The organism is Rhodoferax sp. RT5P35, assembly GCF_056521385.1.
This window is the reverse complement of record NZ_JBWMAX010000017.1, coordinates 45787-60198: the sequence shown is the minus strand read 5'-3', so window position 1 is coordinate 60198 and position 14412 is coordinate 45787. Positions and strand designations below refer to the sequence as shown.

Annotated in this window: 12 protein-coding genes; 7 read left to right on the top strand and 5 right to left on the bottom strand. The window is 63.3% G+C overall.

The features are described from left to right. Window positions 1-15: 15 nt before the first annotated feature. Window positions 16-1821, bottom strand: a complete 1806-nt coding sequence (locus AC097L_RS21230; protein WP_479588706.1) for a glutamine--tRNA ligase/YqeY domain fusion protein — start codon at window positions 1819-1821, stop codon at window positions 16-18. Window positions 1822-1966: 145 nt separating this feature from the next. On the opposite strand from AC097L_RS21230, the gene AC097L_RS21225 reads away from it, so the two are divergent. Further along, complete coding sequence (locus tag AC097L_RS21225) at window positions 1967-2341, top strand: hypothetical protein (protein WP_479588705.1); 375 nt, start codon at window positions 1967-1969, stop codon at window positions 2339-2341. Window positions 2342-2408: 67 nt separating this feature from the next. Here AC097L_RS21225 and AC097L_RS21220 read toward each other — a convergent pair whose 3' ends face one another. The 3 genes from AC097L_RS21220 to AC097L_RS21210 all read right to left on the bottom strand — a co-directional run bounded on the left by AC097L_RS21220 (window position 2409) and on the right by AC097L_RS21210 (window position 3946). Next, window positions 2409-2984 carry an SRPBCC family protein gene (locus AC097L_RS21220; protein ID WP_479588704.1) on the bottom strand — a complete coding sequence of 192 codons (576 nt, stop codon included), beginning with the start codon at window positions 2982-2984 and terminating at the stop codon, window positions 2409-2411. Between the two features lie 126 nt (window positions 2985-3110). Beyond that, on the bottom strand, window positions 3111-3560 hold the full coding sequence (locus tag AC097L_RS21215) for a CHRD domain-containing protein (protein ID WP_479588750.1): 450 nt from the start codon (window positions 3558-3560) through the stop codon (window positions 3111-3113). 98 nt (window positions 3561-3658) lie between these two features. After that, complete coding sequence (locus AC097L_RS21210) at window positions 3659-3946, bottom strand: DUF3297 family protein (RefSeq protein ID WP_479588703.1); 288 nt, start codon at window positions 3944-3946, stop codon at window positions 3659-3661. A gap of 121 nt (window positions 3947-4067) precedes the next feature. Here AC097L_RS21210 and AC097L_RS21205 point away from each other — a divergent pair, with 121 nt between their 5' ends. Both AC097L_RS21205 and AC097L_RS21200 read left to right on the top strand, forming a co-directional pair. Continuing rightward, entirely contained in the window at window positions 4068-4577 is a 510-nt protein-coding gene (locus AC097L_RS21205) for a DUF1993 domain-containing protein (RefSeq protein ID WP_479588702.1), read from the top strand. Window positions 4578-4724: 147 nt separating this feature from the next. Then, window positions 4725-5663: a tRNA-dihydrouridine synthase gene (locus tag AC097L_RS21200; protein WP_479588749.1), complete on the top strand. Its 939-nt coding sequence runs from the start codon at window positions 4725-4727 to the stop codon at window positions 5661-5663. Window positions 5664-5863: 200 nt separating this feature from the next. Here AC097L_RS21200 and AC097L_RS21195 read toward each other — a convergent pair whose 3' ends face one another. Further along, entirely contained in the window at window positions 5864-8698 is a 2835-nt protein-coding gene (locus AC097L_RS21195; protein WP_479588701.1) for a putative bifunctional diguanylate cyclase/phosphodiesterase, read from the bottom strand. Window positions 8699-9029: 331 nt separating this feature from the next. Here AC097L_RS21195 and AC097L_RS21190 point away from each other — a divergent pair, with 331 nt between their 5' ends. The 4 genes from AC097L_RS21190 to AC097L_RS21175 all read left to right on the top strand — a co-directional run bounded on the left by AC097L_RS21190 (window position 9030) and on the right by AC097L_RS21175 (window position 13911). Further along, a complete protein-coding gene (locus tag AC097L_RS21190) occupies window positions 9030-9509 on the top strand; it encodes a Spy/CpxP family protein refolding chaperone (protein ID WP_479588700.1) in 480 nt (159 codons plus the stop codon). Window positions 9510-9648: 139 nt separating this feature from the next. Then, on the top strand, window positions 9649-10332 hold the full coding sequence (locus AC097L_RS21185) for a response regulator transcription factor (RefSeq protein ID WP_479588699.1): 684 nt from the start codon (window positions 9649-9651) through the stop codon (window positions 10330-10332). A 2-nt stretch (window positions 10333-10334) separates the two neighbouring features. Further along, window positions 10335-11651: a HAMP domain-containing sensor histidine kinase gene (locus AC097L_RS21180; protein ID WP_479588698.1), complete on the top strand. Its 1317-nt coding sequence runs from the start codon at window positions 10335-10337 to the stop codon at window positions 11649-11651. Between the two features lie 130 nt (window positions 11652-11781). Then, a complete protein-coding gene (locus AC097L_RS21175; RefSeq protein ID WP_479588697.1) occupies window positions 11782-13911 on the top strand; it encodes a putative bifunctional diguanylate cyclase/phosphodiesterase in 2130 nt (709 codons plus the stop codon). Window positions 13912-14412: the final 501 nt, after the last annotated feature.

Here is a 14412-nt window from a genome sequence, read left to right as displayed (position 1 = left end):
ACGAAAACATTTGGATTACTTCCCCCAAGAATCCTTCAACCCCACAGCCAAGTTAAACACCATCTTCCCCGCCTGGTGGTCCACCCGGTCCGCCACAAAGTAGCCGTGCCGCTCAAACTGGAACTTGTCGTCCGCCTGGGCCGTCGCCAGTGACGGCTCCACGATGGCTTGCACGACTTTCAGGCTGTTGGGGTTCAGGCTTTCGATGAAGTCTTTGCCGCCTGCATCGGGCTGGGTGTCGATGAACAGGCGGTCGTACATGCGCACCTCTGCGAGTAGGCCGTCGGCCACGCTCACCCAGGTGATCACGCCCTTGACCTTGACGCTGTCGGCACCGGGGGTGCCGCTCTTGGTGTCGGGGATGAGTTCGGCGTGGACTTCGGTGACCCGGCCGTCGGCATCTTTGACCGCGCCGGTGCAGGTGATGACATGGCCGTATTTGAGGCGGACCTTGTTGCCTGGGAACAACCGGAAGAAGCCCTTGGGCGGGGTTTCCTCAAAGTCGCCACGTTCAATCCACACCTCTTTGCCGATCTGGAAGCTGCGCTTGCCCAGCTCGGGCAGGTGGGGGTGGACGGAGGCGCTGCACGCGTCGAGGTTGCCAGCGCCCATTACCGCGTCCCAGTTAGTCAGCACCAACTTGACGGGGTCGAGCACGGCCATGGCGCGGGGGGCGCTGTGGTCCAGCGTTTCGCGCAGGCAGCCCTCTAAGGTGCTGTAGTCGATCCAGCTGTCGCTTTTGGTGACACCTATGCGTTCGGCAAACAGGTGGATGGCTTCGGGGGTGTAGCCGCGGCGGCGCAGGCCCACGATGGTGGGCATGCGGGGGTCGTCCCAGCCGCTGACCTTGTGGTCGTACACCAGCTGGGCGAGCTTGCGCTTGCTGGTGACCACGTAGGTGAGGTTGAGGCGGGCAAATTCGTACTGGCGGGGGGGCGGGCTGGCCAGCAGGCCGCCTTCGCAGAGGCGGGCCAGCAGCCAGTCGTAGAAGGGGCGCTGGTCTTCAAATTCCAAGGTGCAGATGCTGTGGGTGATTTGCTCCAGCGCGTCTTCGATGGGGTGGGCAAAGGTGTACATCGGGTAGATGCACCATTTGTCGCCCGTGCGGTGGTGGGTGGCGCGGCGGATGCGGTAGATGGCGGGGTCGCGCAGGTTGATGTTGGGGCTGGCCATGTCGATCTTGGCGCGCAGCACCATGCTGCCATCTTCGTGCTGGCCGTCGCGCATTTCGCGGAAGCGGGCCAGGTTTTCGTCGGGGGTGCGGGCGCGGAAGGGGCTGTCGGTGCCGGGCTTGCCGAAGTCGCCGCGGTTGATGCGCATTTGCTCCACGGTTTGCTCGTCCACATAGGCGTGGCCTGCGGTGACTAGGTATTCGGCGGCGCGGTACATGAAGTCGAAGTAGCTGCTGGCCTCGTACGCCGGTGCGTCGGGCGCGCCATTCCAGTCAAAGCCCAGCCATTTCACGGTGTCGACGATGGCCTTGACGTATTCCTCGTCTTCTTTTTCGGGGTTGGTGTCGTCAAAGCGCAGGTGGCACACGCCACCGTAGTCGCGCGCCAGGCCGAAGTTCAGGCAGATGCTTTTGGCGTGGCCTACGTGCAGGTAGCCGTTGGGTTCGGGCGGGAAGCGGGTGCGGATCTTGGCCGGGTCGGGCTGGCCGGTGGCTTGGTGGGCGGCATCGCCGGGGCTGCCGGCCCACTGGCGCTGGGCGTAGGTGCCTGAGGCCAGATCGGACTCGATGATCTGGCGCAGGAAGTTGCTGGGTTTGGTGGGCTCAGCCGGTGTGGCGGCAGGGGCTTTGGAGGGGGGGAGTGCGCTCATGCCTTGATTTTAGGTTGCGCAGGGTCGCGTTACGTTTGGCAACGCTTCTGTTTGCTGGCTTGTCCTCCGGATGGCTTGTGCGGCGTTAACAGAAGTACGGGGCAGACACCATGTATCGGCCCCCGATTGAAACAAGGAGATCGGTATGAAGTTCCAACGTTCACTATGTGTTGCCGTGTTGGCCATCAGCGCACTCGGCGCAGCCAGCGTGGCACAAGCGCGCAGCGATGTGTCCTGGTCGATTGGTATTGGTGTGCCCGGCGTGCAGGTGTACGGCGGTGCGCCCCAGCCGGTGTATGTGCAGCCCGCCCCTGTGTACTACCAGCCGCCCGCGCCGGTCTATTACCAGCCTGCGCCCGTGTACGTGCGGCCTGCGCCGGTGTACTACCAGCCCCAGCCGGTCTATGTGCAGCCGCAAGTGGTCTACCCGCAGCCGCAATGGGGCCACCGCTGGCACCACCGTGGCTGGGGTGATGACCGCGGTTATGGCGAAGGCCGTGGCAACGACTGGCGTCGCTGATTAGCGCCGCCGAGTGATAGGTTTGTTTTAGGCTGGGCCAGCGACTAACTAAAGCCGCTGGCCAAGTTTATGGCCGCTTGAGCATCTCGTGCAGCATGGCGGTGAACTGCTCGGCGGTTTGGTGCTGAACCAGAGAGGGGCCCACCAGCGGCGGAAACCAGAAGCCTGGCTGCACTTCGGCGTGGTAGGTCAACTTGGTGCCGTTGCCGTCAGGCTCTAACTGCATCAGACTTTCCACGCGCTGGACGTTGCCACCCACGCCATGGGCGCGGATCTCGTGCGTAGGAACCAGGTGGATTTCGCGGGTGGACTCAAAGTGGGTCGAGAAAACGCCGTACTTCGCCACACCTTTTTGGGTGACTTTGACCAGGCTGTCACTGCGTTCGGTGACCTGGCTGCTGGCCAGGTTGGGCACAAAGTCGGCCATGTGTTCAAAGTCGGTGAGCACCGCCCAGGCCCGGGCAGGGTCTACCGGCACGTGGATCACCATGTCCACCGTGAAGCTGCCGTCGGCGCGCGCTACGTGCACTTCGCTGTCGGCTACCGCTGCAGGCGGATCGGCCGCCAGGGCCGCGGGCACAGGGCACATCAGTGCGGCCAATGCCAAAGCGACTATGGGCCGTAAAAATAATCGGTACGACATATTAGGCCTCCAAAGTGCCTCTAGCGCATATTCTGCCTGCGCAGATAGCTATTAATTCAGGAGTTATTGGGCTGCGCCGCTGTGTGCGATGGCTGCGATGGCTTGGTGGGCCATCGCAGCCCTGCATTACATCTTGGGGGTCATTTGCCCGCGGATCTCGCCACCCTTGTTGGCCGCGGTATGCACATTGGCGTACCACTTGCCCGCCAGCAGGTCGGCGGCTTGGGCGGGGGTCAGGGTGGCTTGGCCTTCCAGCGGGCTGGTGGTGCCGCTAAAGGGTACGACTACACCGGCATTCGACCCCGCGGCCGCCGGGCCGTGGAAATGGCCTGCGGTGGCCGGGCCTGTCAGGCCCGAGAAGCTGACTTTCCAGGTCAGCACATTGGTGTCTTTGTTCAGCCAGGCTTCGGCCGTTCCGGAGCCGGTAGAGGCCGTGGGCGGCACCTCTTGGGCGGCGGTCAGTTGCGCGGACAAAGTCACTTTGTTGGACGGCATCATGGAGCTGCAACCAGCAATGCCCATGGCCAGAATGGCAGTAGCAAAAAGCGTTTTTGTAAAGGTGCGGTGGGTGACCATCATGGGTGTCTCCAAGGGGGGTGATTTGCTCGGTTTGCCTCTGGGATCCAGGGCAAAATCAGTCTAGCACCGCATCCACCGCTGCGTATGAAGAAGGCTTATTTGTAAAACGCTTCGACTTTGCCCTTGACCTTCATGAGCAGCGGCTGGCCTTTGCGGTCGCGGGTTTTGCCTGCGGGTACCTTGACCCAGCCTTCGCTGATGCAGTATTCCTCCACGTCCACGCGCTCCTTGTCGTTCAGGCGGATGCCGATGTCGTGCTCAAACACGGCGGCCACGTGGTGGGGACTGCGCGGGTCTACGGACAAGTGGTCGGGCAGGGCCGGGCGGGTGGGGGCGGAGGTAGTGGTGGAAGCGGTGGTGGTGGAAGCGGTGGTGTCGGTCATGTGTGTTTTTGAAAGAAGAGGAATCACCGCTATTTTCCCGGATTTGGCGGCGGCCCCTGCCGGGCCGGGCCGAACGCCGTAGACTCCTGCCTCCTTAGCCAACGTATCCAAGTTAAAAACCATGTCCCTGTCCCTCCACCAAGCCTCTGTGTCCCTGTTTACCCAAATTTTGGGCGGTCTGAGCGGCGTGCTGCACAAAGCCGAAGCCCACGCGGCCGACAAGAAGATCGACCCCAGCGTCTTGCTGCAGTCGCGCCTGTTCCCCGACATGTTTGCGCTGACCCGCCAGGTGCAGATCGCCGCCGACTTCGCCAAGGGCGGTGCCGCCCGCCTGGCCGGTGTGGACGTGCCTGCCTATGAAGACACTGAAGCCAGCTTCGGCGACCTGCAAGCCCGCATCGCCAAGACCCTGGCCTTCATCCAAAGCCTGCCCGCCGCCGACATCGAAGCCGGTGCTAGCCGCAGCATCGTGCTGCGTCCTGGTACGCCCAAAGAGCAGACCTTGTTGGGCAGCAGCTACCTGCTGAACTACACCTTGCCGCACTTCTTCTTCCACACCACCACCGCCTACGACATCCTGCGCCACAACGGCGTTGAGGTGGGCAAGAAGGACTTTGTAGGCATTTGGTGATTGACTTACCCCAACCCACAGCCGGAACGCATGCTCCCAGAAACACCGCAGAACTGGCTTTGCCAGGCTGCTGGTGTTGCCCCCTGCAAGGGGGTTGGCGAAAGATGCGAAGCACTGCAGCCTGGGGGTGTGCTCATCCTAGCCCCGATGGAGGGGCTTCTTGATTTTGTACTGCGCGACATCCTGACCCGCGTGGGCGGCATCGACCGTTGCGTGTCCGAGTTCATCCGCGTTACCAACAGCTTGCTGCCCGAGCGGGCGTTTATCCGCGTAGTGCCGGAGCTGCTCAACGGCAGCCGCACCCTGTCGGGGGTGCCGGTGCGGCCGCAGTTGCTGGGTTCGGACCCGGTATGCCTGGCCGAAAACGCCGGGCGGCTGGCCAGCCTGGGCCCCATGGGCGTGGACCTGAACTTCGGTTGCCCCGCCAAGGTGGTGAACCGCCATGGCGGCGGCGCGGCCTTGCTGGACGAGCCGGAGCTGCTGGTTAAGATTGTGTCGGCGGTACGGCGCGCCGTGCCCGCGCACCAGACCGTGTCGGCCAAGATGCGGCTGGGCTTTAATGACGACAGCCGGGCGGTGGAATGTGCGCTGGCCATCGCCGAGGCGGGGGCCACCGAGATCGTGGTGCACGCCCGCACCAAGGCCGATGGCTACCGCCCGCCCGCCTACTGGGCGCGCGTGAACGACATCCGCCAAGCCGTGCAGATTCCGGTAGTGGCGAATGGCGAAATCTGGACGGCGGAAGATGCCCGCCGCTGCCGCGCTGCATCGGGTTGCGACACGCTAATGCTGGGGCGCGGCATGGTGACCAACCCAGGCCTGGCACTGGCCATTCGGGCAGGTGCAGGGGCTGACTCCGACTTCGATACAACACACCTGCCCTGGGCAGATTTGCAACCCATGATCACCGCCTTTTGGCAACTGGTGTGCAGCCAGTTGGAGCCGCGCTCCCGCGCCGGGCGGCTCAAACAATGGCTGAACTTCCTGCGCCGCCAGTACCCCGAGGCGGAGCTGGCTTTCTTGGCCCTGCGGGCCGAAACCGACCAGGCCAAGGTGACAGCCTGGTTAAATAAAAATCAGCATTAAATCGGCCTCTAGCGCATATTAAACCTTCTTAATAAGCTATATTTTTTGTAGTGAATACCCCAGCCAATTGACGCGAAGTGCGCTGCATCCGTCTCCTCCAGAGATACCGTGGAACTGGCTTTGCCAGGCCACTGGTATCGCCCCCTGCAAGGGGGTTGGCGAAAAGCGCTTGCGCTGCAGCCTGGGGGTGTACCACTCACCTAGGAATACACCATGAAGTTCTGTACGGCCCGCCGGCGGGATTGCTTTTGCGTGGCTTCCAGCAGCAGGGCGGCGAGTTGGGTGGCCAGTTCGGCTTGCAAATCGTGTAATTTATGCATATCCACGGCCTGCCCGTTCACCGGTCCTTTGGCCAGCACCTGGCTGTGGTCGCGCAGGCGCACGATGGCGGTACCCACGGCGGTGAAGGCGGGCAGTTGGCCGTACAGCGCGCTGCCACGCTGGGCATACCAGGCGCCAAAGCGGGCGGGGTAGCTGGCATCGGCATGGGCGGGCTGGGCAGCGATGCCGGCGACCCAGGCTTGGTGGTCGTGCTCGGCCAGCAGCAGGGGGAAGTCGGCGGTATCCCACTGGATGGCACCCCAGGCGCGCCAGGCTTTACCAGGGACGAAGTCGGCAGCCCAGGCGGCTACCGTGTCGGCGGGCATGGGGCGGGCGATGCCATAGCCCTGGGCCAAGTCGCAGCCTAGTTGCAGCAGCATCAGGCCGTGTTCCACAGTTTCCACGCCTTCGGCAATCACCTGGCGGTTGAACGCCTTGGCCAGGCCGACCACGGCTTCCACCAGGGTCAGGTCGTCGGGGTCTTCCAGCATGTCGCGCACAAAAGCCTGGTCGATCTTCAAGGTGTTGGCGGGCAGGCGTTTGAGGTAGGCCAGGGACGAGTAGCCGGTGCCAAAGTCGTCCAGTGCAAACTGCACGCCCAGTTGCTGGCAGGCGGCCATCACGTTGCGCATGTGCTGCACGTCTTCCAGCGCGGCGGATTCCAGAATCTCCAGCTCCAGCTTGCTGGGCGACACCTGCGGGAATTGCGCCAGGATACTGCCTAGCCGGGCCACAAAGTCGGGCCGCTGGAAGTGCCGCGCGGCAATATTGACGCTGACCACCCAGCTCAGGCCTTGCGCTTCCCATTGCTGCATTTGCTGCAACGCCTGTTGCAGCACCCATTCGCCAATGTCGATGATCACGTCGGTGTTTTCTACCAGTGGCAAAAAGTTGTAAGGGCCGACCACGCCTTTATCGGGGTGCTGCCAGCGCAGCAAGGCTTCCATGCCAAACACGGTGCCGGTGCGCATGTTCAGCTTGGGCTGGTAGTACAGGCGCAGTTCGCCGTTTAGCAGAGCCTGGCGGATGCGGGTGCGCTGCTGGTGGTGGGTATGCACCTCCTGGTCGCGCTGGGCATCAAACAGGTGGCTGCGGTTGCGCCCGGTTTGCTTGGCCTGGACCATGGCCTGGTCGGCATGGCGCAGCAGGGTGTCCAGGTTGGTGTCGCTGTGCATCTCGTTGCGCGGTGTGACGGCGATACCGATGCTGGTGGTGAGGGCTATGGCCTGGTCGTTGATCTGGTAGGGGGCAGACAGCAGGGCCTGCACCTGGTCCACTTGCTGCTGCACCTCGGCCAGGTCGTTCTGGTCTTTCAACAGCAGCACAAATTCATCGCCGCCCAGGCGTGCCAGGCCGTGGTCGTCCCCGGCAAATGCGGCCAGCCGCTGGGCCACCTGCTGTAGCAGGCGGTCGCCGCTGCTGCTGCCGTAGCGGGTGTTGATGGGCTGGAAGTGGTCCAGGTCCAGCAGGCACACGGCCAGCAGCTTGTGGTGGTGGCGCGCCTGCAGGATGGCCAGGTTGAAGGGTTCCTCCATGGCGGCGCGGTTGTGCAGGCCGGTCAGCACATCGTGGCCGATCTGCCATGAGATTTCCTGGATCAACTGGCGTTTTTCGCTCACGTCGCGGAACACCAACACACAGCCCATGGCCGTGCCGTCGGCCTGGCGAATCGGGGCGGCGGTAGTTTCGATGGCGATACGTTCTCCGGACGGATGCAGCAGCGTCTGGTGGGCGGCGTGCACCACCGTGGTGGTTTGGTACAGCGGGGTTTGCTGGGTATGGCCCGCAGCCCAGCCAGGCTCTTCCAGCAGCTCAAACACCTCGCCCAGCGGGTGCCCCAGCGCCTGCTGGTGGGTCCAGCCGGTGAGCTGCTGGGCTACGGCGTTCAGGCTGAGGATGCACCCGGCCAGGTCGGTGGTGATGACGGCATCGCCGATGGACGACAGGGTGACTTCGGCGCGCTCTTTCTCGATCTGCAGGGCGGCCTGGGCTTGGGTGAGTGATGCCACCAGGCTCTGCACCTCGTCCGCCATGTTGTTGAAGGTGTAGGCCAGGGTGCGGGCTTCCAGCGGCCCGGTCAATGGCATGCGCGTGCCCAGGTCGCCGCGCTGAAACTGCTGGGTGGCCACCGCCAGCCGCTGCAGCATGCGGCGGTTGATGCGCAGCACCCAGAACATCAGCCCCAGAATCGTCAGCACGCTACCGGCGCCAATCCACAGCTGCACGCGGACCCGGCTCCAGGCGCTGTTGAACGCAAAAACCGGGCTGATCTGCACCGTCAAGACACCGCTGTGGCCGCTGCTGCCGACCACATCCAGCTGGGCGTTATGCGGGCCAATCTGCAACCAGCCCACAAACCACGCGGGGTACTGCGCCTGGGCCGGCTGCAGGTTGCGTGCCTCCAGCACCTGCGCGCCAGAATGCCACTGCAGCATGGCGATATCGGGATTGGATTGCGCCTCGTTGCGCAGCAAAGTAGCCAGCGGCTCGGCGCTGTCGTTTCCCAGGGCCTGCGCCATGGCGGGCACCAGGTATTTTTTGACCCATTGCACTTGCTGTGCAAAGTGGGCCTCGGCGGAGCGGGTCTCGACCTTCACCAACAACTGGTAACGCACGGTACCCACCACCACGATCAACAGCAAAATCGGCAGAAACAGGCGCGTGGTGGTGCTCAGCGTGAGCCACGCAAAGGCTACATCTCGGGTCTTGGGCATGGAGTCGGGGCGGCGCTCGGTATGGTCTTAGTTTGGTTTTATCACACTACGTGTAACTTTATGTAACTTTGTTTGCGTCTCCATGGGCTGCGGGCGGGGCTGGTGCCGCGCGCTGGAATGGGCTTGCCCCCGGGCCCGGCACAGGCTATCGAATCCATGGCCAATGATTATCGGCCATGGATGTACAGCTATGTAAAGCATAGTGAAAGGTCAATTTTTCTGTGCCGCAGACATAAAACGACACAAACCGATACCGCCCCGAGAGGACGCGCAGCCTGCGTCTGGGCACCATGGGGCCTTGTTAAACCACACCCTGAACAGGACCCACACCATGCGATTCCATTTTAAAAAAACCCTTCGACGCAGCCTGCTTGGCATCTTGGGTGCCAGCCTTTTGGTCGGTGGCCTCAGTGCCTGTGCTGGCCGCGGCGAGCATGCCGGGGGCGGCCCGATGGGCGAGCAGCGATCGGCCGAGTTCCGTGTCAAGATGGTCGAGAAAGTCGGCAAAAAGCTCGACCTGAACGACGCACAAAAGCAACTGCTGGGCACTTTGAGCGACACCCTGCAAGCCCAGCGCAAAGCCCTCATGGGCGGCAGCACCGATCCGCGTGCCGACCTCCAGGCCCTGGTGGCAGGCACGCAGTTTGACCGCAGCAAGGCCCAGGTCCTGGTGGAAGAAAAAACCGCCGCTCTGCGCAGCCAGAGCCCCCAGGTGATCACCGCCGCCGCCAACTTCTTTGACGCGCTGAACCCGGCGCAGCAGCAACAGGTACGCGATTTCATGCAGCACCGCGGCGGTTGGTGGAGGTGAAAGCACACCCCCAGGCTGCAGTGCTGCGCATCTTTCGCCAACCCCCTTGCAGGGGGCGATACCAGTGGCCTGGCAAAGCCAGTTCCACGGTATCCCTGGAAGCGCGCTTTTTAGCTGAATGTGAGGTGTTTAATTCAGCATGCCGAAAATTCTCTTGATTGACGACGATGCCGAACTCGGTGGGCCGCTGGGGGTGTACTTTGCGCGCTTTGGCCTGGCGCTGGACTGTGCGCTGACCCCCAGCGCCGGACTGGCCAAGCTGCGCCAGGGCGGTTTTGACGCGGCGATTCTGGATGTGATGCTGCCCGAGATGGATGGCTTTGCCCTGTGCCGCACGATCCGCAAAGACAGCGACATCCCGGTCGTCATGCTCACCGCCCGTGGCGAGGTAATGGACCGGGTGGTCGGCCTGGAGCTGGGGGCCGACGACTACCTGCCCAAACCCTTTGAGCCGCGCGAACTGGTAGCCCGGCTGCAGACCGTGCTGCGGCGCCAGCGCGTGCCAGACGATGTACACCGGCTGGTGTTTGACGGTCTGGAAATGAACCTGGACAAACGCAGCGTGTCGCGCCAGGGCACGCTAGGTATGGAAGCGCTGGACCTGACCAGCACCGAATTTGAACTGCTCACCCTGCTGGCGCGTGAGCCCGGCAAGGTGTTCAGCCGCGACGACATCCTGAACCGTCTGCGCGGCCACGAGGTGGACCTGCAGACCCGTGCCGTGGACCTGCTGGTCAGCCGCCTGCGCAAAAAGCTGGAGCCGCTGGACTGCATCAAAACCTGGCGCAACGCCGGTTATTCGCTAGCGGTAGGCTGGGTTTAACCATGGTTATGTTTAAAAACCAGGGAAAAGCCCGCTGGCACCGCCGCGCGCGCCACGCTATGCGCCATTCGCTGCGCTGGCGGTTGGTGACTTTGTTTTTGTTGCTGGCGCTGGCCATGTCGGCGGCGTTTGTGGGGGGCATGCAAAAGGCCTTTTCGGTCGGCTGGCGCGAAGCCGCCCGTCCCCTGGTCGCGGATTATGTAGACCACTTGGTGGCCGATCTGGGCAGCCCGCCCAGTGTCGAACGGGCCCAGGCCCTGGTACAGCGCCTGCCGCTGTCGGTGCGTATCGACGGCCCGCAGGTGCACTGGAACTCCCATCCGGACAAGCATGCCGACAAACCGCTGCGGGCCTGGGCGCGCGCGTCTGACGTGGGTCCGCGCTGGCTTACCCGTACCACGGCCGACGGCAGCCGGGTGGTGCTGGGCCTGGGCGATGTGGACTGGGAGCAGCCGCGCAGCAACATCATCTGGACCACCCTGGCGGTGCTGCTGCTGCTGACCGGCGTAGCGTTTGCAGTGGTCCGCCGCCTGCTGCGTCCGCTGGAAGACATCCGCCGCGGCACGCAGCGCTTTGGCGCGGGCGACTTTAGCCAGCCCATCCCGCAGCAAAGCCGCGACGAACTGGGTGATCTGGTCCAGCACATCAACACCATGGCGCACGACATCCACGCCATGCTGGAAGCCAAGCGCGGCCTGCTGTTGGCGATCAGCCATGAGCTGCGTTCGCCGCTAACCCGCGCCCGTCTGAACACCGAGCTGCTGCCCGAAACCGCCGAGCTGCAGCCCCTGCGCGACCCGCTGCTGCGCGATCTGCAACTCATGCGCGACCTGGTCAACGACCTGCTGGAGAGCGAGCGCCTGGCCAGCCCGCACGCCGCCCTGCACCTGGAACCCACCGATTTGGCGGCGCTGGTGGCAGAGATGGCGACGGCCCCCGGCACCGATTTGCACATCGAAGCGCATTTACCCACCTGGCCGCTGGACCGCGTGCGTATCCGCCTGCTGCTGCGCAACCTGCTGGGCAACGCCCGCTTGCACGGTGGTCAGGGCCTGGTCGAAGTGCATCTGGCGCGGGTTGGTGACGGCCTGCAATTGCGCGTGCGCGACCATGGCCCAGGCGTGGCCGATGGCCAATGGGCGCAGCTGGCCCAGCCGTTCTACCGCGCCGATGCCGCCCGCCAGCGTGGCACCGGCGGGGTTGGTTTGGGGCTGTATCTGTGCCGCTTGGTGGCCCAGGCCCACGGCGGGCGGCTGACGTTGCGGCCCGCGCAGCCTGGGCTGGAGGCGGTGGTGGACTTGCCGCTGCCTGCACGCTGAGTGGCCTGCGGGCCAACAGATGTTTTCCCTGTGCGGCGAACTTCTAAAGCACCCGTCGGCTTGAGTACATCTTTGATAATGGGATAGCAAGGCAGTCTGTTTTTGCGATTTTTCCTTTACCCGGGTACCCATGGACTCCTCTTTCGTTGCCGTTCGTTACGCCCCAGGCGTAGTGGCTTTGTCCTACTTTATTGCCAGCTTTGCGTCCTATGTCGCGCTGGACCTTGCCAAGCGCGTGCGCACCCTGGACCGCGCGGTGGCCCTGGGGTGGTGGGCCGGTGGTTCCATGGCCATGGGCACGGGTATCTGGTCAATGCATTTTGTCGGCATGCTGGCGGTGAGTCTGCCGTTTGCGGTGGGTTATGGCTATGGGGTCACCGCACTGTCGTGGGTGGCTGCAGTCGCAGTGTCGGCAATTGCACTGTATGTGGCCAGCCGCAACCGGTTGACGCTGCCCCGGCTGGCTTTGGGGGCGCTGGCTATGGGGGCCGGCATCTGTGCCATGCATTACACCGGCATGGCGGCACTGGACATGGCCCCGGGTATCCAATGGGAACCTGCCTGGGTACTAGCCTCGGTTGGCATTGCGGTGGCGGCATCGGCCGTGGCTTTGCTGATCTTCTTTTGGCTGCGCCGCCTCAGCGGCAATGCGGCACGCTGGTGGCAGTTGCTGGCCGCCCTGGTCATGGGCGCGGCGATTTGCGGCATGCATTACACCGGTATGGCGGCAGCCCGGTTTGCGGAAGGGTCGGTGTGCCTGAGCGCCGACCAGCTCCGGGGCGACAGCCTGGGCCTGCTGGTGTCGGTGGCCACCATTGTGCTGCTAAGCCTGACTATGTTCACCTCGATGAATGATGCCCGCATGCAAAGCAAAACGGCCGTGCTGGCGGCATCCTTGCAGACGGCCAACACCGAGCTGCAAGCGCTGGCTTTTCGTGATGCGTTGACCGGTTTGCCCAACCGCCTGCTGTTTGACGACCGCGTGGGTGTCGCCGTACAGCGTTGCGCCCGGGATGGGTCGTCCCTGGCGGTGCTGTTTGTGGACCTGGATGGTTTCAAGCCGGTCAATGATTCGTTTGGCCATGGCTTTGGCGACATGGTGTTGCGGGTGATGGCCCAGCGCCTGGCCAGCCTGGCCCGGACCACCGATACCGTGGCCCGCGTGGGTGGTGACGAATTTGTGCTGCTGCTGGAGGGCAATCCCGACACCACGGCCACCGCACAAATCGCCCAGCGCATCATCGATGCCCTCAGCCTGCCCGTTGCCGGTGGCGAGCACGAGGTGCGCTTGTCGTGCTCCTTGGGTATTGCCATGTTTCCGTCCGATGGCCCGCGTGACCAGCTCATGGGGCATGCCGATGCGGCCATGTATGCGGCCAAGCGGGGTGGCGGCAGTGCCTATGCATTTTTTGAACCCCATATGAATGCAGGGGTGCGGGAGCAGATCGAACTCCAGCGCGATCTGCGCCTGGCGATCGAGCGCAACGAGCTGTCTCTGCATTACCAACCCAAGGTCAGCGCCAGCCGCGGCGTGATCACTGGGGTCGAAGCCCTGGTGCGCTGGCAACACCCGGAGCGTGGCATGCTGAGTCCGGCGGTCTTTATTCCGGTGGCCGAACGTTTTGGCCTGATCAACGCGTTGGGCGACTGGGTGATCCAGGAGGCTTGCCGCCAGATGCAGGTGTGGCGAGACCAGGGCTTGCGTATCCGTGTGGCCATCAACCTGTCGGTACACCAGTTGCGCCAGGATGATTTAGGGATGCGCATCGAGCGGGCCTTGCAGCAGCACCAGTTGGATCCGGCCTTGCTGATTTTTGAGATCACCGAGTCGGTGGCGATGGAAGATGCCGAAGGCACGTTGCAGGCGTTTGAGGCGCTGGGGCGGATTGGCGTGAAGCTGTCCATCGACGACTTCGGCACCGGTTACTCCAGCCTGTCGTACCTGCGGCGCCTGCAGGTCAGCCAGCTGAAGATCGACCAGTCCTTTGTGCAAGACCTGGAGCACAGCGCCGATGCCCGCGCCATCGTGGCTGCCGTTGTCCAACTGGCCCATGCATTGGGTTTGAGCGTGGTGGCAGAAGGCGTGGAAACCACCGCCCAGTGCGAGGTACTGACCGGCTTGGGTTGCGATGAGCTTCAAGGCTATCTGTTCGCCAAACCCATGGCCGCGGGGGTGATGGGCGCGTGGGCTAACAACGTGGCTGGGCCGGCGGATTTGGCGTTTGCCGAGTCGGTGTTTTTGAACTTGCCATACCAGTAAGGTCGGTAAGCCTTGGCCAAGGCGGCGGCATAGCAGCCAGCCAAAGATGGTGCAGCAGCGGATGTGCAGTAGGTACCAGCGCCAAACTGGTTTTTCATCGGCAAAGCGGCTGAATAGGCGCTGCGCCATGGCGATTTCGGCCTCACAGCCGGGCTCTTGCTGGTCGGCCTCTTTGGCCAGGGTCTGCAGACCGTCGGCGCGCTGCAGGTTTTCTTGCAATATGGGCCGGTAGACCCCCACCTGGGCCTCCAGTACCTGCTGGAGCTCGGGGTTGTCGGGGCTCGGATCGTTCGGATCGGCATCGCGCAATGCAGCATGGTGGGTGGCGTCGGTGGGCATGGTGGTCTTCTGTATTCGGTCCTTTATGGGCTGGTTTCAATAGGGGATTTGCTGCGCTTACCGCATGCATCAATTGATGGATGAAATTTAGTTGCTATTTTTTAAATAGCTACTGGCGCTTTATTTATATGCGCTAGCGTGTGGTTTTGTGAAAATTTTTAC

Bases quoted from the DNA above. Each gene is read 5' to 3' on its own strand.
- AC097L_RS21225 (WP_479588705.1), top strand. From the start codon at position 1,967: ATGAAGTTCCAACGTTCACTATGTGTTGCCGTGTTGGCCATCAGCGCA.
- AC097L_RS21220 (WP_479588704.1), bottom strand. From the start codon at position 2,984: ATGTCGTACCGATTATTTTTACGGCCCATAGTCGCTTTGGCATTGGCC.
- AC097L_RS21210 (WP_479588703.1), bottom strand. From the start codon at position 3,946: ATGACCGACACCACCGCTTCCACCACCACCGCTTCCACCACTACCTCC.
- AC097L_RS21215 (WP_479588750.1), bottom strand. From the start codon at position 3,560: ATGGTCACCCACCGCACCTTTACAAAAACGCTTTTTGCTACTGCCATT.
- AC097L_RS21190 (WP_479588700.1), top strand. From the start codon at position 9,030: ATGCGATTCCATTTTAAAAAAACCCTTCGACGCAGCCTGCTTGGCATC.
- AC097L_RS21180 (WP_479588698.1), top strand. From the start codon at position 10,335: ATGGTTATGTTTAAAAACCAGGGAAAAGCCCGCTGGCACCGCCGCGCG.
- AC097L_RS21195 (WP_479588701.1), bottom strand. From the start codon at position 8,698: ATGCCCAAGACCCGAGATGTAGCCTTTGCGTGGCTCACGCTGAGCACC.
- AC097L_RS21185 (WP_479588699.1), top strand. From the start codon at position 9,649: ATGCCGAAAATTCTCTTGATTGACGACGATGCCGAACTCGGTGGGCCG.
- AC097L_RS21205 (WP_479588702.1), top strand. From the start codon at position 4,068: ATGTCCCTGTCCCTCCACCAAGCCTCTGTGTCCCTGTTTACCCAAATT.
- AC097L_RS21200 (WP_479588749.1), top strand. From the start codon at position 4,725: ATGGAGGGGCTTCTTGATTTTGTACTGCGCGACATCCTGACCCGCGTG.
- AC097L_RS21175 (WP_479588697.1), top strand. From the start codon at position 11,782: ATGGACTCCTCTTTCGTTGCCGTTCGTTACGCCCCAGGCGTAGTGGCT.
- AC097L_RS21230 (WP_479588706.1), bottom strand. From the start codon at position 1,821: ATGAGCGCACTCCCCCCCTCCAAAGCCCCTGCCGCCACACCGGCTGAG.